This window comes from Paraburkholderia panacisoli, assembly GCF_008369935.1.
GTDB lineage: Bacteria > Pseudomonadota > Gammaproteobacteria > Burkholderiales > Burkholderiaceae > Paraburkholderia > Paraburkholderia panacisoli.
Genome location: NZ_VTUZ01000084.1, coordinates 1 through 20,438, shown reverse-complemented (window position 1 = coordinate 20,438; position 20,438 = coordinate 1). Strand labels below are relative to the sequence as shown.

Sequence of the window (20,438 nt, the reverse complement as noted above, 5' to 3'; positions counted from 1 at the left end):
CGGCGTGTCTTTCGTATAGCCGACCACCCGCAGCGCCGCGGCGTTCAGCAACGCCCGGTCGTAAAGATGCAGGATGAACACCGGCGTATCGGGTGCAACGGCATTCAGTTCCGCGATCGTGGGAAGCCGCTTCTCGGCGAACTGCTGCTCGGTGAACCCACCGACCACACGGACCCATTGCGGTGGCGGCGTAACGGCCACCTGGCGCTTGAGCATGTTCATCGCATCGGCGAGCGTTCGCACGCCGTCCCACCGCAGTTCCATGTTGAAGTTCAAGCCGCCGCGCACGACGTGGGTGTGACTGTCGATGAGTCCAGGCAGTACGGAACGTCCCCTCAGGTCAATCAACTTTGTCGCACCACCTGCCAACGACATGATGTCGGCATTGTCGCCAACGGCGATGAATTTCCCGTCCTTGATGGCGACCGCGCTCGCTGTGGGGTTCGCCCGGTTCAGCGTCGTGAAGCGGCCGTTGTGCAGAACCAGGTCGGGGGATTTTGCGGAAGTGTTCATGAGCGGGCCTCCTCATTCCCAACAGTCTTGCGAGCAGCCGTGACGCGAGACATGCCGTGCTGCAATGAGCCTGATGCCGTGGTCGCCTCGTCCGACGCGCGCGTCACCGTTGAACGAATGGCGCCAAAGAGATATTGCTCGCCGAGTGGAAGGAGCTGCTCTCCAGCGAGAATGCCGAGCAGGCCGACCAGCGCAATCAGCGGTGGGGCTGGCGACCGTACGCCAATCAGGTGGTAGATGACACCGACCAGAACGCCGGCACCTAACGAGAACAGATAGACTTTCATGGGTTCATCCCTCTTGCAGCGGGCAGCATCAGATCGGGCTTGTCTGAAGCAGATGGCGCAACTACTCCTGCCGGCCGGCGGCGTCACGCCGCACGGCCAGCGTCGGGACATCAAATGAGATGGAGGGCGGCCGATTATCTGGCCGGAACTGGGGGCACGATCTCGTGGTGACCCGCCGCGCGCTGTGGCGCTTTGTGGACCATGGTGTAGGCGTAGTCCACGCCCATCCCGTACGCACCAGAATGTTCCCTGACCACTTCCATGACGGCGTCGTACGTTTCGCGACGCGCCCAGTCACGCTGCCATTCGAGCATCACCTGTTGCCACGTCACGGGCACGACGCCGGCCTGGATCATGCGCTGCATGGCGTAGTCATGCCCGTCCTTCGACGTGCCGCCTGAGGCGTCTTCGACCATGTAGATCTCGTAGCCGCCTTCCAGCATCGCGCTGAGTGCGAAGGTGTTATTGCAAACCTCCGTCCACAGCCCGGAAACCACGATCTTCTTGCGTCCATTCGCAGCCAGCGCGTCACGAACCTTCTGGTCATCCCAGGAGTTCATCGATGTGCGTTCGAGCACCGGCTGGCCGGGAAACACGTCGAGCAGTTCGGGGTAGGTAAAGCCCGAGAAACTTTGCGATTCGACCGACGTGATGGTGGTCGGAATGTCGAAGATCTTCGCTGCCTTGGCCAGACCCACCACATTGTTCTTCAGCACCTGCCGGTCGATGGATTGGACACCGAATGCCATCTGCGGCTGTTGGTCAATGAAAAGCAGTTGCGAGTTTTGCGGGGTCAGAACTTCGAGCTTGGGGTTGGTCATGATGGGTTCCTGTCAGTGCGTTTGGATGGTCAGGCTTGCTTCAGCGTTTCGATGGCGTCGAGCACGTGCGTGCTGTACGTGATGGCAGCGCCGGCGTTCAGATTGATGGCAACGCCCAGCGCTTCTGCGATCTCTTCGTCTGACACGCCGTGCTTGACGGCCTCGGCTGCATGAAAGGCGATGCAGCCATCGCAGCGCGTAGTGACCGCGACGGCCAGCGCGATGAGTTCACGCGTCTTCGCGCCGAGATGGTTGGTGTTGGCGCCCGCGCCGGCGACAAGGGCAAATCCGCGAAGGGTGTCCGGCGTGCGTGTGGACAGTTCCTTGATGCGGGAATTGATGTCGTGAATAGTCTCTTTCCACTCGACCATGATATGGCTCCAATAGGATTTCATAGGATGTAAGCGCGCGAACCAGCCGCCCAGCCGGTCCGCTTCTCGCCAGCTTCGGGTCAATGTGGTTCATCGACTCCGGGCGTCAACGAATTGACTGAGATGGATGCTAATCGGGTGTCCGGCGAGCGTCCTTCAGAACCGAGCAAAAAGTTTTTAAACTCTCCTATATAATTGATTTGTATAGTTTTTTACTGTACTATTCAACCGAACGAATTGTCGTGCTGCGGCGCTTACCTTCCCGGACCGGTTGGCGAAAATGAACCTTATCGAGATGCTCCAGGCGGCCGGCATCGACGGGAACAAGGCCGACTTCTATCTGGCCTCGCTCGAACTCGGCGAGGCCACCGTCGCTTCCATCGCCCAGAAGGCGGGTATCGGCCGCACCAACGCATACGAAGTGCTCGACCGGCTGCTCGCCGATGGACTCGTCGCGACCGTGCAGAAAGGCGCGCGCAGCTACGTGATTCCGCAGGATCCGATCGCGCTGCTGAGGCGTATCGAGACGCAACGTCAGCTCGTTCAAGAAGTGCTCCCGCGACTGCGCTCGATTCACAACTCAGCGGGTGGAAAACCAAAGGTGCGATATTTCTCCGGCATCGAAGGGATCAAGACCGTGCTCAACGAAACGCTCGAATGTCAGAGCAAGGAGTTGCGCGCCGTGATGTCGAACAGCGAGCTGTTTCAGATGCCGGGCTTCGAGGTCATCAGGGGTATCGTCGCGCTGCGCGTCCGTGCGGGCATCAATCTGCGCATAATCCGCTCTGGCCCTGGCGATACGCGCGATCTGTGGCGATCGTCGACGCGCGATCGCCGCGAACTTCGCTTTGCGCCCGCCGATTTCGAAGTGGGTATCACGACCTATCTGTACGACGACACCGTGGCCTTCATTTCATCGCGGGCCGAGCACTACGCGCTGTCCATTCAAAGCGCGGAGTTCTTTGCGTTCGAGTGCAGTCTGTTCGAAGTGCTGTGGAGCGCTAGCACGCCCGATCGGTTCGACAAACCCGCCTGAATCGCTTTCGTTCGCTCCGACAGTTATGAAAACGCGACGGCCCTGAAACTGCGCGTCGATACCCAGGAGCGTGGCCACACGGTCTTCAAACGTGCAGCCTCGCCGGTCCATGTTGACAGACCGGACGGTCCACGCGCATACACGACCGGCAGCAACGGGATCGATAACCGCCAACTGAGTCGACAAAGCAACGCTAGCCTGCGAGAGCATTTAGCCCTTTCCGACGTACGGGTTAATGGCGATCGCGACCAAGGCTCTCCTAACATGTCGGCTAGACCGATCACGACGGAGCCCTTTATGCCCTTCACCCCAGCATCGTCATTGCAGCCGCCCGCCGATGCCGCGCTTGCCGAGCGTGTCGATGCGGTGCTGTCCCGCGCGCTCGACGCGCAGCGTCTCGTCGGTGCAGTAGTGCTGATCGCGCGCGACGGACAGCTCGTCTATCACCGCGCGGCCGGATTCGCGGACCGCGAATCGCGCGCGTTGATGCGCGAGGACACGCTGTTCAGGCTCGCGTCGGTGACGAAGCCGATCGTCTCGACGGCCGCGATGGTGCTCGTGGCGCAAGGCAAACTGTCTCTCGACGATGACGTCACCCGCTGGCTGGCCGATTTCCGCCCGACCCTTCCCGACGGCCGCGTACCGGCGATCACGGTGCGGCAGCTGCTTACGCATACCGCGGGCCTTGGCTATCGCTTTGCAGAAGCCGACGCGGCCGGGCCCTATGCGCGCGCAGGTGTATCGGACGGGCTCGATGGCGCGGCCATCACGCTAGGGGAAAACGTACGCCGGATAGCTAGCGCGCCGCTGCTGTATGCGCCGGGGACGAACTGGAACTATTCGGTTGCGCTCGACGTGACCGGCGCGCTGATCGAGGCTGTCTGCGGGATGTCCCTCGCGGAAGCTGTCGATGTGCTCGTGCTCCGTCCGCTCGGCGCTCGCGACACGGCGTTCGTCGCGGTCGATCCCGCGCGGCTCGCGACACCGTACGTGAACGATACGCCGCAGCCGCACCGGCTCGCCGAGAACGAGACCGTACCTGCAGTTGAAGGCACTGTCGGTGTCACGTACTCGCCGGCGCGCGCGCTCGACGCGCAGGCTTTTGCGTCGGGCGGTGCAGGGATGGTAGGCAGCGCGAGCGACGTGCTGCATGTGCTGGACACGCTGCGCGCGGGCGGCAGCGCACTGCTGCCTGCCGCCCTCGTGGACGAGATGGGACGGGTGCAGACTGGCAACTTGGATTTGCCGGACCGGCCCGGCGTCGGCTTCGGGATCGGCTTTTCGGTGCTGCGCGATCCACACGTAGCGGCGTCGCCGGAATCGCCAGGCACGTGGCGCTGGGGGGGTGTCTACGGTCACTCGTGGTTCGTCGACCGCGCACGCGGGCTGACCGTCGTGTCGCTGTCGAACACGCTCTACGAAGGCATGAACGGCCAATACACAATCGATCTGCGCGACGCCGTTTACGGCGCGAGGTGACGTGCAGGCCTGCAATCGCGCGCCCCTTCGGGCTCGCTGTGCGTCCGTTTGACCGCATCGGCAAATGCGCCTCAATCCAGCGGTCGGGCCGCGCATACGACGGGACGATTGGCACGAGGACAGAAGGCCGGAATATTTCGCATAATTCCGGCAAACCATGCAGATTTGCTATCCACATTACGTTAGGCGTCTAACCGGAGGCAAACGATGACACGAGTTCGCGTTGAGGGTTTCACCATCTCGCTCGACGGATACGGAGCAGGCCCGAATCAAGACATCAACAATCCGCTCGGCGTTGGCGGGACGGAACTGCATCAGTGGCTTGTCCCAACACGCACGTTCCAGCGGGCCTTGTTCGGCAAGGACGGCGGTACGACCGGGATTGACGATGATTTCGCCGCCCGTGGCTTTCAGAATGTTGGGGCCTGGATTCTTGGGAGGAACATGTTCGGATCCATTCGTGGGGACTGGCCGGACACAAACTGGAAAGGCTGGTGGGGAGACAATCCACCGTATCACGTTCCAGTGTTCATCTTGACCCATCATGCTCGTCCCCCCATCGAGATGGAAGGCGGCACGACGTTCCACTTCATAACAGGAGGCATTCGCGAGGCGCTCGACCGTGCACGCGAGGCCGCTGCCGGAATGGACGTGCGGATCGGCGGTGGGCCGCACACAATCCAGCAGTATCTTCGTGAGGGCCTTATTGATGAACTGCACATTGCTATCGCGCCGGTCCTGCTCGGCCGGGGAGAATCGCTGTTCGAGGGGGTTGACTCGCGGGCTCTGGGATACGAATGCGTTGAATTCGTAGCGACGGAGAAGGCCACGCATGTCGTCCTACGGCGCCAAGGGCAGACGGACGCCTAACCACTCGCTGAAGGCCGATGCCCCTGACGGGCCGCGGGCTTAGCTCGGACGTTGAGTGTCCGCTTTTCCAATCACCGACCGTCCGCATTGGGTCGGAACAGTGCCCGTCACAACCGACATGCCAAAGACATACTGACGCCACCGGGCGCAAGCCCGGCGGCACGTACCTCACGTTGCTCAGCTCTTCAAATGGACATGCACGCCCGTCGCATCGTAGGTCGGCGTGGCGGTGAATCCATCGACCACGATGTTAGCGAAGCGTCCCGACAGCGCGCCCGTGGAGATCAGGTTGAGCAGGTCGCCTGACTTCGGTGTATAGCCGCCCGCAAATTTCACATGCAGCGTGCCGCCCGCGAGTGTTGTCTGACCGCCGATGTGCAGTACACCTTGTCCGTTCGGGCCGACGTTGAGTTCGAGCGTCGTGTTCTGAAGTTGGGTGTACTTTCCGGCGATGACGACTGCCTGCGTCGAACCGATCGCCACCGTGCCCGAGCCCAGGTACACGTCGCCGCTGCCGAACGCGTTCGCTGATGCGCTGCGCACCGTCCCGCCTTGCACTTCAGTACCGCCCGAATACGTGTTGGTGCCGGCGAGCGTCAGCGTGCCGCTACCCTGCAGCGTCAATTTGCCCGTACCGGAAATCGCATTGCGCCAGGTATCCGCCGCGTTGAAGCCGCCCTTGCTCGCGTCCATCGCGATGGTTACGCTGCCGTTGAACGCGCCGTAGCCGTCCGCCGCGGCAAACAGGTTCAGGCGTCCCCAGCCCTCGGCGTCGTCCATCAGCGGATAGCCGGAAGACATTTCGGTAGTCTTCAGCACGACGCGGCGCTGATTGGCATCGAGATACGGGAAGCGCGTCTCGAGCAGTACCTCTGCGCCCTTGGGCACGATCGGCGCAGCGTTGGTCGCGCCGATCTGCGAGAAGGAGAGCGTCATGCGACGCAGAAAGTTGGTGCGATTGGTCGTGTAATCGGCGAAGCGATCGTTGCTGGTGTCGCCAGAGTGCGCAAACGCATTGAACGTCGTCGCCGATGTACCTGTCAGCGACATCAGCGCAGTGTGCGCCTGTGTGTACGCATCGGATTTGAGCGTGGCGTTTGCCGGGTCATACAGGTTGGCAGCCGCGGCGGCAATGCCGAGCATGCGTCCTCCGATGACATCGAGCGGCGAATGCATGCCCGCGACGATGCGGTTCTCGCCCAACTCGAGCCCGCGGCTCAGCATTTCCTGGAAGCGCTCAGGGACCACGTACGCCATCCCGACAGCGTCACGCACCGCTTCCGCCGTGTGGCCGCTGATGAAGCCGCCATCGGTCGCGGGCGTTGTGCTTTCCGCAGGAACGAGCGTCGGCACCACGACGACATTCGAGCTCCAGCGGAATGGACGCGGATACTTATAGAAGCGTTTGGCCGGTTCCGTCGAAGCGTTATTGCCGAGCGTGTTGATCAGATCGACGACCTTGCCGAACGTGCCGTTCGACGTGCTGCCGACGCCCGTGTTGTTGCCGCTGTCGTTGTACGCGACGGACGTCGCATCGGCCGGGATGGACGTGATGGTCGTGGTCTGCTGCGCCGCTGTGCACCAACTGGCGGTAAGCGGACCCATGCCGTCGGTGACGCTGTAGCCTTTGCCGCGCCGGTCGTCGTAATACGCGGCATCGGCTTGCGCGGACGTGCGGTTCGTGGTCGTCGTGACAACGTACTGAATGTTCGCACCGAGGACCGATGCGTTGAGAATCGTTCCGTTAGGCGAGCCGTCCGTCGGCACACCGGTGGCGGTCGACGGCACCACGGCGGGGAACGAACCGACGGCCGGCGCGCTGACTCCCGCGTCCACGATCTCCGTGAGCGGCTTCCAGTAGTCGAGATACGGTGCGACGAGGCGCACGCCTGCATTGGTGGCAAGCGTCGAGTAGCGCGCATCGCCGCGCTGGTTCGTGGCGATGTTGTCAACGAACGCCGCGACGCCGGCGGGCGCAGCAGCGGAGTCGACGAAGCTCGGCGTGGCCGGAGCCGCCGGCACGCTTACCTGTCCGAGCGCCGCTTCGTCGACGTTGCCGCCGCAAGCGGCGAGGGCAAAAGCAATAAACGCTGCGGCGACCGATGGCCGCAACAATTGGAGGTTCTTGGACATGGCGCTTTCTTCTCTTTGTGGCGTGGGAAGTAAAGCGCGTGAGGTTAAGTAAAGTTCATGAATGCTTCATGAAAGATGCGGAATGTCGTGTCGCTGCGAGTCGGTCGTTCGCAGCCGTTTATGCGCCGACCGTTCGGTCCAGCTCTACCCCGGCCCCTCCCCGCTCTAGCGCCACCGGCTCACACCGCACCCCCGCGCCGCCTCGCCACCTCTTCTCTGTAAAGCACCACCTCTTCCCTCAATGCCCTGCCCACAGCAGGACGACCCACTATGCGCCGATAATAGGCATCGACCGCCGCCCATCCGCTGAGCTCCACACCGCAATGCTGCGCCCAGTTCAGCACAGTGACGAGATAGGCATCAGCAACCGTGAAGTCCTCCAACAAAAACTCCTGCTCAAGAAGATGCTGTTCGAGCAAATCGAGGCGCAGGGCAATCTTCTTACACGTATAAGCGCGAACCTCATCGGGCGCGTTCGGATCAAGCAACGGCACGAACACCCCCTTATGAAGTTCGGTGCCGATAAAGCCCAACCACTCCTGCAACTTCGCGCGTTCCGCCGTACCCGCTGCCGGCGCGAGCCGCGCCGCGGGAAATGCGTCGGCCACGTAAGGCAGGATCGCGGTGTTTTCCCTGAGCAGCCAGCCGTCGTCGGTACGCAGCACGGGCACCTGGCCCAAAGGGTTGATCGGATAGAAATCGGAGCCGTCGCGCAAGCGCTTCGAGTTCGTATCGACTTCGATGAAGCGCGCGTCGGCATCCGCCTCGTACAGCGCGATGCGCGTCGCGAGCGAACAGGCTAGTGGCGAGAAATAAAGCTCCATGCTCATGTCTCCGCTGTTGAAAATTCTTTTTTGTACTATAGTGAACAAAAATCACTGATGCCAGATTATTTTTATGCATAACGGTACAAAAAATGTGATGCGAGCACGTGGACGGCCTCGTCAGTACGATTCGCAACAGGCGCTGAACGATGCGCGAGACGCGTTCTGGCATGGCGGTTACTCCGGCACGTCTCTCGATGCGTTGAGCGAGGCGACGGGCATGAACCGGCCAAGCCTGTACGGCGCGTTCGGTGACAAACATGCGTTGTATCTGGACACGCTGGACCGCTACATCGAACTCGGACGCGAGGGGATGGAAGCCGCGCTTAAGGCCGATCAGCCGTTAGCCGACGCATTGTTGTCCGTGTACGAGAGCGCGCTTGCACTCTACTTTCCGGCTGACGAAGCGCCGCGCGGATGTTTCCTGATCGGCACGGCGCTGGTGGAATCGAGAGGGGACGCCGAGGTTCGCGAGAAACTCGCGAACGGATTGAATACCTTCGATGCCGCATTCGAGCGGCGCTTCAAGCGCGCCAAGGCGCAGGGCGAACTGGATGCGGCGGCGAATCCCGCGGCGCTCGCGAAAGTGGCGTCGGCGATTCTTCACAGCCTTGCCTTGCGTTCGCGTGCAGGCGACTCACGCGAATCGCTGCGTGCGACCGCGAAGGCCGGTATAGCACTGATCTGCGGTATGCCAGGCAAGCGGCAACGCAAATCCGTCAACAGTGGTAGCACGCGTGGCGGCGGTGAATCGCCGGCCGCGCCGCGCAAATCAGGCACGGGACGCAAGCTGAAGCGCTAGCTGGATCGCCACACGACCACGCGGAGAACACCGCCCACGGCCCAACGCCTGATGCTCAGCCGCCAAACAGATTGTGCCGGATCTGCTTCAGATGCCCGGTCAGCAGTTCGCATGCGAGGTCCGCGTCGCGGTCGCGCAGCGCTTCGACGATCGCGCGATGCTGCGCCTCATACTCCGAACGCCGCTCGGGCGTCAGCGACTTGCGCTTGAGCCGTCCCCACTCGCCCTGCTCGCGCACTTCGTTGGTCAGTTCGAGCACCCGTAGAAAGAAGCTGTTGTGCGTGGCGAGCGCAAAGGTCTTGTGCAACTCGCCATCCCACTGCTCGAAATCTTCGATGCTTTGTGCGGCTTCCGAACGCTCGATGCATTCGAGCATCCGCGCGAAGTCACCCACCGTCGCGTAACGCACGATCAGGCCAGGCATCAGCGGTTCGATCAGCAGACGCGCTTCCATCAATTCGGCAGGGCTGGTCTGCACGACTTCATGCGGACTCGCCGGCGCAGCCGCCGCTTCGGCGCCCACCGCCGCGCGCGCCGCATTCGGTTGCGGCAACACGAAGGTGCCGCTGCCCACCGCCTGCGTAATGAGCCCGCGCCCCTTCAGATCGGCCAGCACGCGCCGCACCGCGCCGCGCGACGCCCCGAACTCCTCGCTCAACTCGCGCTCGGCGGGCAGCTTGACGCCCTCGCGCAAGCGCCCCGTGCGAATGGCTTCCTCCAGATAGCTCGCGAGCGCGCGCGCGCCCTCCGCTCTAACGGAAATCTTGCCTGTCTCGACGTCGCCCATGACCGTATCCTTGCCGCTGAAACGCTTTCACATAGAACCAATTGGTATCTATTTTTGGTTAACCCTAGTTGGTTCTGGTCGCATTTGGTCCTACAGTGACAGAAATTCTCACCAACTGGACCTAGATTAAGGGCTCAACATGAAATTGGCAAATTTGCTCGTCGAAGGCAAGAAAACCATTGCAGTCGTCGATCCGGAAAGGCAGCAATACTGGCCCGTGACCGAATTGAGCGACGGTTTTCGCGGCGACATGATCCAATTGGTTCATGATTACGACGCGATCAAAAGCGCGTTGCTGCCGAAGCACGACGGCCGGCCGCTGGCGGGCGTCACGGTGCTCGCGCCGATCGATCAGCCACGCCGGAACATTTTCTGCGTGGGCAAGAACTATCACGACCACGCCGAAGAATTCAGCAAGTCCGGCTTTGACAAGAGCGCGCAGGCCGGCGAGCACATTCCCGAAGCGCCGGTGGTCTTTACCAAACCCGCATCGACGGTGATCGGCCCCGGCGCCAAGATTCCGCGTCACGCGGCAGTCACCCAGCAACTCGACTACGAAGTCGAGATCGGCGTCGTGATCGGCAAGGCGGGCCGCGGTATCCGCAAGGCCGATGCGCTTGCGCACGTGTTCGGCTACACGCTCATCAACGACGTGACCGCGCGCGATCTGCAGAAGCTGCACCGCCAGTGGTTCCTCGGCAAATCGCTCGACGGCTTCTGCCCGATGGGCCCATATCTCGTGACCGCCGACGAACTCGATCCCGCCAACATCGACGTGCGCTGCTGGGTCAATGGTGAACTGCGCCAAAGCTCGAACTCGCGGGATCTGATTTTCGACATCCCCACGCTGATCGAAACGATTTCGGCCGGCATCGAACTGCAACCGGGCGACGTGATTGCAACCGGCACGCCGGCGGGCGTCGGCATCGGCTTCAATCCGCCCCGCTTCCTGCAAACCGGCGACGTCGTGCGAATGGAAATTCCGCGCGTCGGCATTCTTCAAAACGAGGTGGCATAAATGACGACAACCCAGGTCCAGGGTCTTTACATCGAAACGGAAGGCGACGGCGCGCCCGTCGTGTGCATTCATGGTCTCGGCGGCTCGTCGAACAACTGGACGCCGGTGCTCGGCGCGTTCGAAGGCAAGCGGGTGATCCGCATCGATCTGCCGGGCAGCGCGCGTTCTGAGCTGCCGTCGCAGAAGCTGTCGATCGACGTGTATGTGGACATCATCGCTGCCGCGCTGCGGGAACTGAAGATCGAACAGGCAGACATGGTCGCGCATTCGATGGGTACGATCGTTGCGCAGCATCTGGCCGTCAAGCATCCACAACTGGTGAAGAGCCTCGCGCTGTTCGGCCCGCTGCTCGCGCCACCCGACGCGGGCCGCGACGGTATCCGCCAGCGCGCGGCGCTCGCGCGCGACAAGGGTGTGGGGGGCTTGCAGGAAATCGCCGACGCGATCGTCAAAGGCGCGACCAGCGACGAAAGCAAGGCGCAGCGTCCGGTCGCTCTGGCGCTGGTGCGCGAGAGCGTGATGCGTCAATCGCCGGAAGGCTACGCGCAAAGCTGTGAGGCGTTGGCGGGCGCACAGCCCGCGCAGATCGAACAGATCAAGGTACCGACGCTGCTCATCACCGGCGATCAGGACGGCGTCGGCAAACCCGACGCGGTGAAAGCGATGGGCGAGCGCATCGCCGGCGCGAAGGTGGTGGTGCTGAACGGCTGCGGACACTGGACCACGTTCGAAAAGCCCGCGGAGTCGAAGGCGGAATTGCAGGCCTTCTATCGCGCCGCCCCCTGATGCATCGCACGGCATGCAATGGAACGGCTGACAGAGCAAAGCTGGTGACACGTCTTTAGCGAAGCACGAACCTTAGGGCGAGATGCGCGAGAGTCGCAATCCGCCCGCCTGGAGGAGACACATGAGCTCGATCGTATTGACGAACGTAACGGTATTCGATGGCAGCGGCGCGCAGCCCTTCAAGGGCGAAGTTCTCGTAGAAGGACAGCGCATCGCCAAAGTAGGACGTGAAGGCGCGCCGGTCAGCGCGCCGCACGCGCAGCGGATCGACGGCAAGGGCGCGTTCCTGATGCCCGGCATGACGGAAGCCCACACGCATTTCTCGTGGAACGATCAGCCGTCGTTGTCGGCGATCCAGTTCATGCCGCCAGAAGAGCACATGCTCTGGTGCGTGCGGGTCGCCAAGCGTTATCTGGAGATGGGCTGGACCTCGGCGCTCGGCGCAGCAGCCGCCAAGCCGCGGCTCGATGTCGTGCTGCGCAACGCGGTAAACGCGGGCGAGTTTCCCGGCCCGCGCTATCTGGCCGGCAGCCAGGAGATCACGATTCTCGGCGGCCTCGCCGACAACACGCTGCCGCACATGCCGTTCAAGGAACTGAACTTCGGCGCGGTGGTGAGCGGTCCCGAAGAAATGCGCGCGACTACGCGCATGTTCGTGAAGTACGGCGTCGATCATCTGAAGATCAATCTGTCGGGCGAATACATCGCCGGCATTTCGGCGGAAGCGTCGCCATTTTCGGAAGAAGAGATCGCGATGCTCGCCGCCGAGGCCAAGCGCGCCGGCAAGCGCGTCGCCGCGCATGCGCGGTCGAGCGAGTCGGTCAAGCAATGCGTGCGGCACGGGCTGGAACTGATCTTCCACGCGAGTTTCGCCGACGAGGAAGCGCTCGACATGCTCGAAGCCAACAAGGACAAGCACTTCGTCGCGCCGGGCATCGGCTGGCTGATCAGCACGCTCTATCACGCGGAGCCGTGGGGCATCAGCGAAGCGGCCGCGACGAAGATGGGCTACAAGCGCGAACTCGAAACGGCGGCGCTGACGCTGCAGAAGATGCACAAGCGCGGCATCCGCATCCTGCCTGGCGGCGACTACGGGTTCGCGTGGATGCCCCACGGCACGAATGCGCGCGACCTCGAATACTTCGTGAAGTACATCGGCATGACGCCGATGGAAGTGCTGTTGTCGGCCACCAGGCTCGGCGGCGAACTGATGATGCGGCCGCACGAACTCGGGCAGATTCGCGAAGGTTATCTGGCCGACATTCTGCTCGTCGACGGCGATCCGCTGAAAGACCTCGCGGTGCTCCAGGACCCGAAAAATATCACGCTGGTGATGAAGGACGGTGAAATCTTCAAGACCTCGCACGATGTCGTGCCGCCGCGCGGCGGAGTGCATGCGAGCGCCACGTTGCCGGTGGACGGGGGCGTCGCGCAGACGATTCATGCACCCGTACATTGAGCGGCGCAAGGGTTTGCGGCGATAGCAGACAACAACAACCTATGGGCCGAGGGTAAGCGCTTTAGCGCCAACTCTGGTCGACAGGAGACAACATGAAAATGAAACGGGTCACCCTGCTCGCCGCTTGCGCGGCGAGCCTCGTCTGCGCGTCGGCATCAGCCGCCGCGCCGGACATCGGCTTGTCGAACGGCTATTTCGGCACCGAATGGCGCAACCAGATGGTCGACGGCGCCAAGGAACAGTTCCAGACCTATAAGACCAAGGGCCTGGCCTCGAACCTCGTCGTCCAGCAGTCGGGCGCGAATACCGGCCAGCAGATTCAGGACATGCGCAACATGATCCGCCAGAAAACCGGCGCGATCATGGTCGACGCCAATTCGGCGACCGCGTTGAACGGCGTGATTTCCGAAGCCGAGCGCAGCAAGATTCCAGTCGTCTCGTTCGATCAGGCCGTGTCGAACAAATACGCGGTGAACGTCACGGTCGATCACTACAAGTGGGGGCAGCGCTACGCCGAGTGGATCGCCGGGCAATTGCACGGCAAGGGCAACGTCGTGGTGCTCGACGGCATTCCCGGCCATCCGGCCGCGGAGGCGCGCAAGAAGGCGGCGCTCGACACCTTCGCGAAGTATCCCGGCATCAAGGTGGTGTGGTCCGGCTACGGCGAATGGGACGAGGCCAAGGCGCAGGCCGTGATGGCCACGGTGATCGCCGCGCAACCGCAAATCGATGCGGTGTTCACCGAAGACGCGATGGCGCTCGGCGTGCTGCGTGCGTTCGAAAATGCCAACCGGCGCATCGCGGTGATGACCGGCGAAGCGCAGAAAGGCTTTCTCGAAGAGTGGAAGAAGCAGCGCGACGCGGGCAATCCGATGCAGGTGTTCGTGCAGGTGAACCCGCCGGACATCAGCCGGACCGCGCTCGGCATTGCGGTCCGGCTTGCGCAGGGGCACAAGCTCAAGCCGCTGCCTGAGAACACCTACTACTTCCCGATCACGAAGACCGTCACGGCCGACACGCTCGACGCAACGCTCGCGTCGATGAACGGCAAGCCCGATAGCTACTTTCTGGGGCAATGGCTGAGCGAGCCGGAACTCGACGCGCTCTTCACCCCATGAACTCCGTGATGGACCCAGCATGCCTATATTGACTGCCAACGGCATCACCCGGCGCTACGGCGGGGTCGTCGCACTCGAGAACGTCAGCGTCGAACTGAAGGCCGGCGAAGTGCTCGGCTTGCTCGGCGCGAACGGCTCGGGCAAATCGACGCTGTCCAGTATTCTCGCGGGCGACAACCGGCCAGACCACGGCGCTCTGTCGCTCGACGGCGTGGCGTTGCCGCCAGGTGAGCCGCGTGCGGCGCGCAACGCGGGCATTGCGATCGCGCATCAGCATCCGGGGCTCGCGCCGGATCTGCCTGTGTGGGAGAACGTGTTTCTCGGCGCCGAAGTGTGCCGCGCGGGACGGTTCCTCAACCGGAGCGCCGCACGGCGGCGCGCGGCCGAACTGCTGACGAGCCTGCGCACCGGTTGGGACCTCGACATGCCAGCAGGCCGGCTGAGCGTGGCGGATCAGCAACTCGTCGAAATCGCCAAGGCGCTCGCGCTCGAACCGCGCGTGCTGATCTTCGATGAGCCGACCGCGGCGCTCGCCGCCGCCGAAGTCGACAGCCTGATCCGCGTGATCCGGTCGCTGGCTGCGCGCGGCACGGCGATCGTGTTCATCTCGCATCGGATGGCCGAGATCCAGGCGCTGTGCGATCGCGTGATGGTGCTGTGCAACGGACGGTATGCCGGCGAACTGCAAGTGCAAGGCCGGCTCGACGAAGCCCGCGTGCTGGCGTGGATGGGCGGCGCGGCGGGTGGCGCCGCCGACGCGCATCTGCACGACGCCGCACAGCAATCGCAACAGCGCCTGCGCACGAGCGCCGCGAACGACGATGGCCGCGTCGCATTGAGCGCACGGGGACTGCGCGCCGGCGCTCGTCTGCGCGGCGTCGACTTCGATTTGCGGCAAGGCGAAATCCTCGGCGTCGCGGGGCTTCAGGGACATGGGCAGGAAGAACTGCTCGATGCGCTGGCCGGCTACCGCAAGCTCGATGGCGGCGAAATCGCGCTGGACGGCGCGCCGCTCACGGTCCGCTCGCCGCGGCACATGATCGACGCGGGCGTGTGCCTCGTGCCGAACGACCGCCATCGGCAAGGCCTGTGGCTCGATCATTCGGTCGAGTTCAATCTTGCGCAGGTCGCCGCCAATTTTCAGAGCGAGCCGTGGCGCTTGCGCCGCCAATTGATTCGGCGCTTTGTCGACTTCGCGGTGAGCCGACTGCGCATCAAGACCGCCGATGTGCGGCAGCCCGTGCGCGCGCTGTCGGGCGGCAACCAGCAGAAGATCGTGATTGGCCGCTGGCTCGACCGGCAGGTCAAAGTGCTGCTGCTGAGCGATCCGACCAAGGGCGTCGATGTGATCGCGCGCAAGGAGATTTATGAAGCGATCGGCGCACTGACCGAAGCGGGCGCCGCCGCGATCGTCTACGCATCCGATACGGATGAACTGCTTGCTGTTTGCGACCGCCTGATCGTGATGTACGAAGGCCGTGTGGTCGCGCAACTCGAAGGACCCGAGATGAACGAAGCCCGCGTGACAAGCGCGCTGTTCGGCAGGAGCGCCGCATGAAGGCCGGCCTGACCGAACGACTCCACGCTCCCCGCGAGCGGCGCTCGCACAGCGTTCGCCAAGGCATCAACGCGATCGCATCACGCCATGCCAGCGCATTGCCCGGCATCGTGATGCTGCTGATCGTGGTCGGCTGCAATGCGTTTCTTCAACCGGACTTCTTCAGCGCCGATTCGCTGGCGAGCAATCTGCAGAACGCAGCGCCGGTGATTCTCGTGTGCATGGCGCAGGCCGTGATCGTGTTACTCGGCGAACTCGATCTGTCGGTCGGCGCGGGGATCTCGCTGGTCAACTGCGTGCTCGCCGCCGTGCCGTCACTGACCGGCTGGAGCACCGGCGCGACCTGTGTGGCGGCGCTCGCCGTCGCGCTCGCGGCCGGCGTCTGCAACGGCGTGCTGGTCGGCTACTTCCGGCAGAGCGCGCTGATCGCGACGTTCGCCACCGGCGCAATCTGGTTCGGCGGCGCGTTGCTGCTGATGCCGCAGCCTGGCGGCGCAGTGCCCGAGGTGCTCGGCGAGTGGTTCGCAATGCGCGTCGGCGTGCTGCCGCTCGCAGCCGTGCCGATCATCGCGGCGGGGGCGCTGTGGCCAGCGCTGCAACGTCATCGTTTCGGACGCCGCCTGATCGCGACCGGCAGTTCGGCGGACGCGGTGTTCAAGTCGGGCGTCGATACGCGTGTCGTGAAGCTGCTCGGCTACGTGCTCGCGTGGTTGTTCGTGTTCGGCGCGGCGCTCTGCATCTCCGCGCAGACATCGTCCGGCGATGCGCGCCTCGGCCTGCCCTACACGTTGAATTCGGTCGCCGCGGTCGTGATCGGCGGCATTTCGCTGGCGGGCGGGCGCGGCTCGATGCTCGGTGCGATCTGCGGAGCGCTGGTGCTCGTGCTGATCGGCAACGTCGTCTACTTCGCCGGCATTCCCAGCAACTACCAGGAAGTGTTCAAGGGCGCGGTCATTCTGCTTGCGCTCGGCTGCACGTTCATCAGCGCGAGGAAACCGGTATGAACGCCATGCTCAACTCCAGACGCACGTTGTTGCTGGTGCTGGTCGTCGTCGTGATGGTGGGCGGACAGTGGGCGGTGCCCGGGTTCACGAATGCGGACCAGTTGGCGAACCAGTTGAAGATCGCCACGTTCCTCGGCTTGTTCGGCATCTCGCAGACGCTCGTGATGATCGCCGGCGGCCAGGGACTCGATCTGTCCGTCGGCGCGGCGGCCACGCTGGGCGGGATAGTCGGCGCGGCCGTCATCGGCGCCGGGCCGGCGGGGCTGCCGCTGGCGCTGGTCGCGGCGGCATTGTGCGGCGCTCTAGTCGGCGTGATCAACGGCCTCGGCATCACGGTGTTCAGAGTGCCGCCACTCGTCATGACGCTCGCGATGGCGAGCCTCGTCGACGGCGGGTTGATCGTGTGGTCATCGTTGCTGCACGTGAATACCGCCGCCAGCGCGACGCTCGTTGCACTGGCGGGGCGCAGCGTCGCCGGCGTGCCGACGGTTAGTGTGCTGTGGCTCGTGGCGGGAACCTTGGTGTGGTGGTTTCTCGACCGCTCGGCGTGGGGTCGCCGATTGATGGCGACCGGCGCGAATCCGACCGCCGCGCTGCTGACCGGTGCGCGCGTACGCGTCATACGCATCGCGGCCTATACGGCGAGCGCGATCATTGCCGCGCTGACCGGCGTGCTGCTGGTGGGGTACGTGGGGCAGGCGTTTCTCGGACTCGGCAGCGGCTACGTGCTGACCAGCGTGGTCGTCGCGGTGATCGGCGGGGTGTCGCTGGGCGGCGGACGTGGCGACTACGTGGCCGTGGCGATTGCGGCAGTGTTCATCACCGTGCTGACCAGTTTGCTGACCGCGTTGCAGATCGGCGAAGCTGGACGGCAGTGTATTTTCGGCGCCACGCTGCTGATGTTTCTGGCAGTCAATGGGTGGTCGGTGGGAAGGCGTGCGGTGGCGGCTTGACGAGTCGAACGGCTGGGTGCAACTCCGGCGTGCCATGCCCTTTTGCGAAATGAGCGGCCACCGTCGCGACGGTAGGGGCCGCTCACCCAGCGCTACGCACTTCGCACATCACTCATATGTGCTGCGTCTATCCGATAACTATTACCGGACCCTGTAAATCGAAGCAGTAAAAAAGTCGGCGGGTCACTTTCTGCGCGCCGATCGCGTCGAAGCCTCCCGCGGCCTCATGGCCGAATTACGCCTACTAATTGGCGGAATTTGATGCCCCGCACCAATAGCTTTTGCTGCAAGCTAAACATACAGATGATGCCTTTCACCAGGCGCTTAGTTCGTTGCACGGTTTAAAAACGAAACAAAGCCTGACTGATTTCCGGCGTGCGCATTACATATCTTGCGACGTACAGCTCAACTGGAACCGTACAGATGACGCAGTCTATCGAGGAAGCACATAGCACGATTGAAAGCGGCCAGACCAACGGGCCGCGGCCGCGTGTAATGATGTCCCCCTTCACCAACCCTACCAATCGCTATATAGAGATTCAAAAAGATCTCTATAGATCGATCGGCTATGACGTCGTGCCGCTTTCCGTAAAAGGGCTATTGAAAGGCGGATTCGCCCAGTTGTTCAAACCGAACAACATTCTTGCTTTTCATTGGCTGGAATACCGGCCATTCAAGCGGGAAAAAGGCACCGCCCGCTTGAGCTTGCCGGGCTCCCTGCTGTTCGCGTTTTACTGCTCGCTGATGTTGATCGGGCGGGCCAAGGTCGTGTATTTCGTCCACGATCACGCGGTCCACGATACGGTTGGCTTCAACCGGAGCCTGTCGATTCGAATTATCGCGTTCGTGCGCCGGCTGGCGGACTTCCGTGTCGTCCATGCGCCGGATTTTCAGGCCGAGTACAACGCACGCTATCTGCCGCATCCACTGTATTGGGACGCGCCTGGGCAGACGCCGACTACACCTAAGACCGATCATGCAACGCCGCTGTTCTCGATGCTCGGCGTTATTCGCCCGTACAAGCAGATCGACGCGGTGCTCGATGTCTGGCCAAGCGAGAGCAAGCTATACATCGCCGGGCAAGGCACGCAAGCCTACCTCGCAACGCTGAATCAAATTATCGACAAGCGGTCACTGCGCGACGTCGTGCAACTGGATGCCAAGTTCCTGTCCGATGCGGAGTTTGCGCAAAGCATTGTCGACAGCGACGTGCTCATCCTGCCGCACTCGGCAGATTCAATGCTCGTGAGCGGCTCGTTCTTCGAGGCCATCGGACGGGTGCCGTTGCTCATATCGCGTTCGACGCCTTTCATGATGTGGGCTGCAAGGAAGTTCGAGAATGTCATTCTGTTCAATGACATCTCCGAGCTGCCGAAGATCGTGCGCTTGATTAGCGAGTCATGGCCGACGATTGCCCGCAATGCGAGCAACGCTCTGGCCGTCGATGAATTCGGCTGGAATGCCTGTTGCCGGCGTTACGAGCAGTTCTTTGGAACCGTCGTGGGTCAGGAGAATGCGGCTGAGAGGCCGGCTGTTTAGTGAACGAAGTGACTGCGGGCCTCCGCGCTCGATTTGAACGCCGAGTCTGTCGCTGAAAATATTGAAGCACTAGCTAGTCGCTTACGCCTGTGACTTCCGCGCCTGCGATCTGCTGCCGCGCCAATGGCACGCCGGGCGCGCAGAGCAGCCCCACTTCGACTTTCTGATTGCGCACAGTGCCGTCAACCAGGCGTCGATCGCTCGCAGAGGCCATCAACCCCAATCCGCGCGGCCGGAAAAACCCGAAGCGCGGTCGCAAGCCGCTGCTTGATCCGGCTATTTTCGACAAACGCTTCAGCACCATCGAGCGGGTCTTCGCCTGGGAAGACAAGTTCCGCCGCCCGCCGCTCCGGTTCGAGCACGTCAGTCAGGTGCACTACGCATTCAAGACGCCCGCCTACACGATGATCAACCTGCGGCATTCCTACTCCAACTGAGAAGATCGCCGTTGACCGGGCGCTTGACCCTCCGACGCTGCGCGCCGCGATTGCGCTCTTGCGCATCATGCCGAATCCCCTTCGGAGATCCGCCGAAATCATCGCGAGTGCCTTCATTTCTGGTCTCGTTCACCCATCGGCACGGCCCAGCGACTGCACTATTCCGGACCCAATCGAAACCCGCAACCAGTTGATCTGCGGGCAGGTTGTTATTCGCGCCCCCCAATCAAATGGCTAATCTCCTCCCCGACCGGGGGGGCTTATTAATGTAGAGCATCTACTAATCTTCATCTATGACATCGCGCAACGGCATGGGGCGGTATCGAGGACGCGGAGCAGTAGTGGGTTTTGTCGCAGAAGTACATCTTCACGCCGGTTGTGGCGGTGAGTTCTTACGTCGCGACATTTCTTTGTCCTGGTCGTAGGTAGCTCCGCCGCAGTGGCATGGAAGGCGCTCTTCAGATTGAAGTTGCTCATACTTGATCATTTTTTTCTCAGTAGGACGCGCGAATCGCTCGCAGCAGCGATCGACGGCGCTCGTCTGCTGGATTGCCACACGTGGTCGAGCCTGCCATCGCTCGCTTTAATCAGCATTTAAGCTGCGCCCAGGAATCAGAAGAAGATCTTTTTACATAATTAGCAT

At 62.6% G+C, this 20,438-nt stretch carries 20 protein-coding genes; 13 read left to right on the top strand and 7 right to left on the bottom strand.

Going from position 1 to position 20,438, the window contains the following annotated elements; translation table 11 throughout:
• The 4 genes from FVF58_RS49075 to FVF58_RS49060 all read right to left on the bottom strand — a co-directional run.
• Positions 1-513: amidohydrolase family protein (locus tag FVF58_RS49075; RefSeq protein WP_149676704.1), on the bottom strand; the 513-nt coding region annotated here is incomplete at its 3' end.
• Entirely contained in the window at positions 510-800 is a 291-nt protein-coding gene (locus tag FVF58_RS49070; RefSeq protein ID WP_149676703.1) for a DUF1427 family protein, read from the bottom strand. The genes FVF58_RS49075 and FVF58_RS49070, both read right to left, overlap by 4 nt.
• 134 nt (positions 801-934) lie before the next feature.
• Positions 935-1,621 (bottom strand): hydrolase, encoded by a 687-nt coding sequence (locus FVF58_RS49065; RefSeq protein ID WP_149676702.1) that lies wholly within the window; start codon positions 1,619-1,621, stop codon positions 935-937.
• Between the two features lie 29 nt (positions 1,622-1,650).
• Positions 1,651-1,992, bottom strand: coding sequence for a carboxymuconolactone decarboxylase family protein (locus FVF58_RS49060; protein ID WP_149676701.1), 342 nt, complete (start codon positions 1,990-1,992; stop codon positions 1,651-1,653).
• Between the two features lie 280 nt (positions 1,993-2,272).
• Here FVF58_RS49060 and FVF58_RS49055 point away from each other — a divergent pair, with 280 nt between their 5' ends.
• The 3 genes from FVF58_RS49055 (at position 2,273) to FVF58_RS49045 (ending at position 5,377) form a co-directional block, all read left to right on the top strand.
• Positions 2,273-3,028, top strand: coding sequence for a TrmB family transcriptional regulator (locus FVF58_RS49055; RefSeq protein WP_149676700.1), 756 nt, complete (start codon positions 2,273-2,275; stop codon positions 3,026-3,028).
• A 297-nt stretch (positions 3,029-3,325) separates the two neighbouring features.
• A complete protein-coding gene (locus FVF58_RS49050; protein WP_149676699.1) occupies positions 3,326-4,507 on the top strand; it encodes a serine hydrolase domain-containing protein in 1,182 nt (393 codons plus the stop codon).
• Between the two features lie 207 nt (positions 4,508-4,714).
• Complete coding sequence (locus tag FVF58_RS49045) at positions 4,715-5,377, top strand: dihydrofolate reductase family protein (RefSeq protein WP_149676698.1); 663 nt, start codon at positions 4,715-4,717, stop codon at positions 5,375-5,377.
• 177 nt (positions 5,378-5,554) lie between these two features.
• Here the strand turns inward: FVF58_RS49045 and FVF58_RS49040 are convergent, their stop codons facing one another.
• The gene (locus tag FVF58_RS49040; protein ID WP_149676697.1) at positions 5,555-7,510 is read right to left on the bottom strand and encodes an acid phosphatase; all 1,956 of its coding nucleotides are present in this window, start codon (positions 7,508-7,510) and stop codon (positions 5,555-5,557) included.
• A 179-nt stretch (positions 7,511-7,689) separates the two neighbouring features.
• A complete protein-coding gene (locus FVF58_RS49035; protein ID WP_149676696.1) occupies positions 7,690-8,334 on the bottom strand; it encodes a glutathione S-transferase N-terminal domain-containing protein in 645 nt (214 codons plus the stop codon).
• A gap of 97 nt (positions 8,335-8,431) precedes the next feature.
• Here FVF58_RS49035 and FVF58_RS49030 point away from each other — a divergent pair, with 97 nt between their 5' ends.
• Positions 8,432-9,136 (top strand): TetR/AcrR family transcriptional regulator, encoded by a 705-nt coding sequence (locus FVF58_RS49030; RefSeq protein WP_246217577.1) that lies wholly within the window; start codon positions 8,432-8,434, stop codon positions 9,134-9,136.
• 55 nt (positions 9,137-9,191) lie between these two features.
• On the opposite strand, the gene FVF58_RS49025 is transcribed toward FVF58_RS49030, so the two are convergent.
• Positions 9,192-9,923 carry a FadR/GntR family transcriptional regulator gene (locus FVF58_RS49025; RefSeq protein WP_149676694.1) on the bottom strand — a complete coding sequence of 244 codons (732 nt, stop codon included), beginning with the start codon at positions 9,921-9,923 and terminating at the stop codon, positions 9,192-9,194.
• Positions 9,924-10,062: 139 nt separating this feature from the next.
• Between FVF58_RS49025 and FVF58_RS49020 the strand changes: the two genes are divergently transcribed.
• The 9 genes from FVF58_RS49020 to FVF58_RS48980 all read left to right on the top strand — a co-directional run bounded on the left by FVF58_RS49020 (position 10,063) and on the right by FVF58_RS48980 (position 19,795).
• Positions 10,063-10,941 (top strand): fumarylacetoacetate hydrolase family protein, encoded by an 879-nt coding sequence (locus tag FVF58_RS49020; RefSeq protein ID WP_149676693.1) that lies wholly within the window; start codon positions 10,063-10,065, stop codon positions 10,939-10,941.
• Positions 10,942-11,727: an alpha/beta fold hydrolase gene (locus FVF58_RS49015; RefSeq protein ID WP_149676692.1), complete on the top strand. Its 786-nt coding sequence runs from the start codon at positions 10,942-10,944 to the stop codon at positions 11,725-11,727.
• Positions 11,728-11,848: 121 nt separating this feature from the next.
• Positions 11,849-13,186 carry a metal-dependent hydrolase family protein gene (locus FVF58_RS49010; RefSeq protein WP_149676691.1) on the top strand — a complete coding sequence of 446 codons (1,338 nt, stop codon included), beginning with the start codon at positions 11,849-11,851 and terminating at the stop codon, positions 13,184-13,186.
• 92 nt (positions 13,187-13,278) lie between these two features.
• Positions 13,279-14,304, top strand: a complete 1,026-nt coding sequence (locus FVF58_RS49005; RefSeq protein ID WP_149676690.1) for an ABC transporter substrate-binding protein — start codon at positions 13,279-13,281, stop codon at positions 14,302-14,304.
• 19 nt (positions 14,305-14,323) lie between these two features.
• Positions 14,324-15,862 (top strand): sugar ABC transporter ATP-binding protein, encoded by a 1,539-nt coding sequence (locus FVF58_RS49000; RefSeq protein WP_149676689.1) that lies wholly within the window; start codon positions 14,324-14,326, stop codon positions 15,860-15,862.
• Positions 15,859-16,866, top strand: a complete 1,008-nt coding sequence (locus tag FVF58_RS48995) for an ABC transporter permease (protein ID WP_149676688.1) — start codon at positions 15,859-15,861, stop codon at positions 16,864-16,866. Before FVF58_RS49000 ends, FVF58_RS48995 begins: the two co-directional genes overlap by 4 nt.
• On the top strand, positions 16,863-17,819 hold the full coding sequence (locus FVF58_RS48990; RefSeq protein ID WP_149676687.1) for an ABC transporter permease: 957 nt from the start codon (positions 16,863-16,865) through the stop codon (positions 17,817-17,819). The genes FVF58_RS48995 and FVF58_RS48990 overlap by 4 nt, the downstream gene beginning before the upstream one ends.
• Before the next feature lie 423 nt (positions 17,820-18,242).
• Positions 18,243-19,358, top strand: a complete 1,116-nt coding sequence (locus FVF58_RS48985) for a glycosyltransferase family protein (RefSeq protein ID WP_149676686.1) — start codon at positions 18,243-18,245, stop codon at positions 19,356-19,358.
• 176 nt (positions 19,359-19,534) lie between these two features.
• Positions 19,535-19,795 carry a hypothetical protein gene (locus FVF58_RS48980; RefSeq protein WP_223191241.1) on the top strand — a complete coding sequence of 87 codons (261 nt, stop codon included), beginning with the start codon at positions 19,535-19,537 and terminating at the stop codon, positions 19,793-19,795.
• Positions 19,796-20,438 lie beyond the last annotated feature (643 nt).

What these genes read in the sequence shown, in the direction of transcription:
- FVF58_RS49070 (WP_149676703.1), bottom strand. Translation starts at nt 800, where the DNA reads ATGAAAGTCTATCTGTTCTCGTTAGGTGCCGGCGTTCTGGTCGGTGTC.
- FVF58_RS49065 (WP_149676702.1), bottom strand. Translation starts at nt 1,621, where the DNA reads ATGACCAACCCCAAGCTCGAAGTTCTGACCCCGCAAAACTCGCAACTG.
- FVF58_RS49060 (WP_149676701.1), bottom strand. Translation starts at nt 1,992, where the DNA reads ATGGTCGAGTGGAAAGAGACTATTCACGACATCAATTCCCGCATCAAG.
- FVF58_RS49055 (WP_149676700.1), top strand. Translation starts at nt 2,273, where the DNA reads ATGAACCTTATCGAGATGCTCCAGGCGGCCGGCATCGACGGGAACAAG.
- FVF58_RS49050 (WP_149676699.1), top strand. Translation starts at nt 3,326, where the DNA reads ATGCCCTTCACCCCAGCATCGTCATTGCAGCCGCCCGCCGATGCCGCG.
- FVF58_RS49045 (WP_149676698.1), top strand. Translation starts at nt 4,715, where the DNA reads ATGACACGAGTTCGCGTTGAGGGTTTCACCATCTCGCTCGACGGATAC.
- FVF58_RS49040 (WP_149676697.1), bottom strand. Translation starts at nt 7,510, where the DNA reads ATGTCCAAGAACCTCCAATTGTTGCGGCCATCGGTCGCCGCAGCGTTT.
- FVF58_RS49035 (WP_149676696.1), bottom strand. Translation starts at nt 8,334, where the DNA reads ATGGAGCTTTATTTCTCGCCACTAGCCTGTTCGCTCGCGACGCGCATC.
- FVF58_RS49030 (WP_246217577.1), top strand. Translation starts at nt 8,432, where the DNA reads ATGCGAGCACGTGGACGGCCTCGTCAGTACGATTCGCAACAGGCGCTG.
- FVF58_RS49025 (WP_149676694.1), bottom strand. Translation starts at nt 9,923, where the DNA reads ATGGGCGACGTCGAGACAGGCAAGATTTCCGTTAGAGCGGAGGGCGCG.
- FVF58_RS49020 (WP_149676693.1), top strand. Translation starts at nt 10,063, where the DNA reads ATGAAATTGGCAAATTTGCTCGTCGAAGGCAAGAAAACCATTGCAGTC.
- FVF58_RS49015 (WP_149676692.1), top strand. Translation starts at nt 10,942, where the DNA reads ATGACGACAACCCAGGTCCAGGGTCTTTACATCGAAACGGAAGGCGAC.
- FVF58_RS49010 (WP_149676691.1), top strand. Translation starts at nt 11,849, where the DNA reads ATGAGCTCGATCGTATTGACGAACGTAACGGTATTCGATGGCAGCGGC.
- FVF58_RS49005 (WP_149676690.1), top strand. Translation starts at nt 13,279, where the DNA reads ATGAAAATGAAACGGGTCACCCTGCTCGCCGCTTGCGCGGCGAGCCTC.
- FVF58_RS49000 (WP_149676689.1), top strand. Translation starts at nt 14,324, where the DNA reads ATGCCTATATTGACTGCCAACGGCATCACCCGGCGCTACGGCGGGGTC.
- FVF58_RS48995 (WP_149676688.1), top strand. Translation starts at nt 15,859, where the DNA reads ATGAAGGCCGGCCTGACCGAACGACTCCACGCTCCCCGCGAGCGGCGC.
- FVF58_RS48990 (WP_149676687.1), top strand. Translation starts at nt 16,863, where the DNA reads ATGAACGCCATGCTCAACTCCAGACGCACGTTGTTGCTGGTGCTGGTC.
- FVF58_RS48985 (WP_149676686.1), top strand. Translation starts at nt 18,243, where the DNA reads ATGACGCAGTCTATCGAGGAAGCACATAGCACGATTGAAAGCGGCCAG.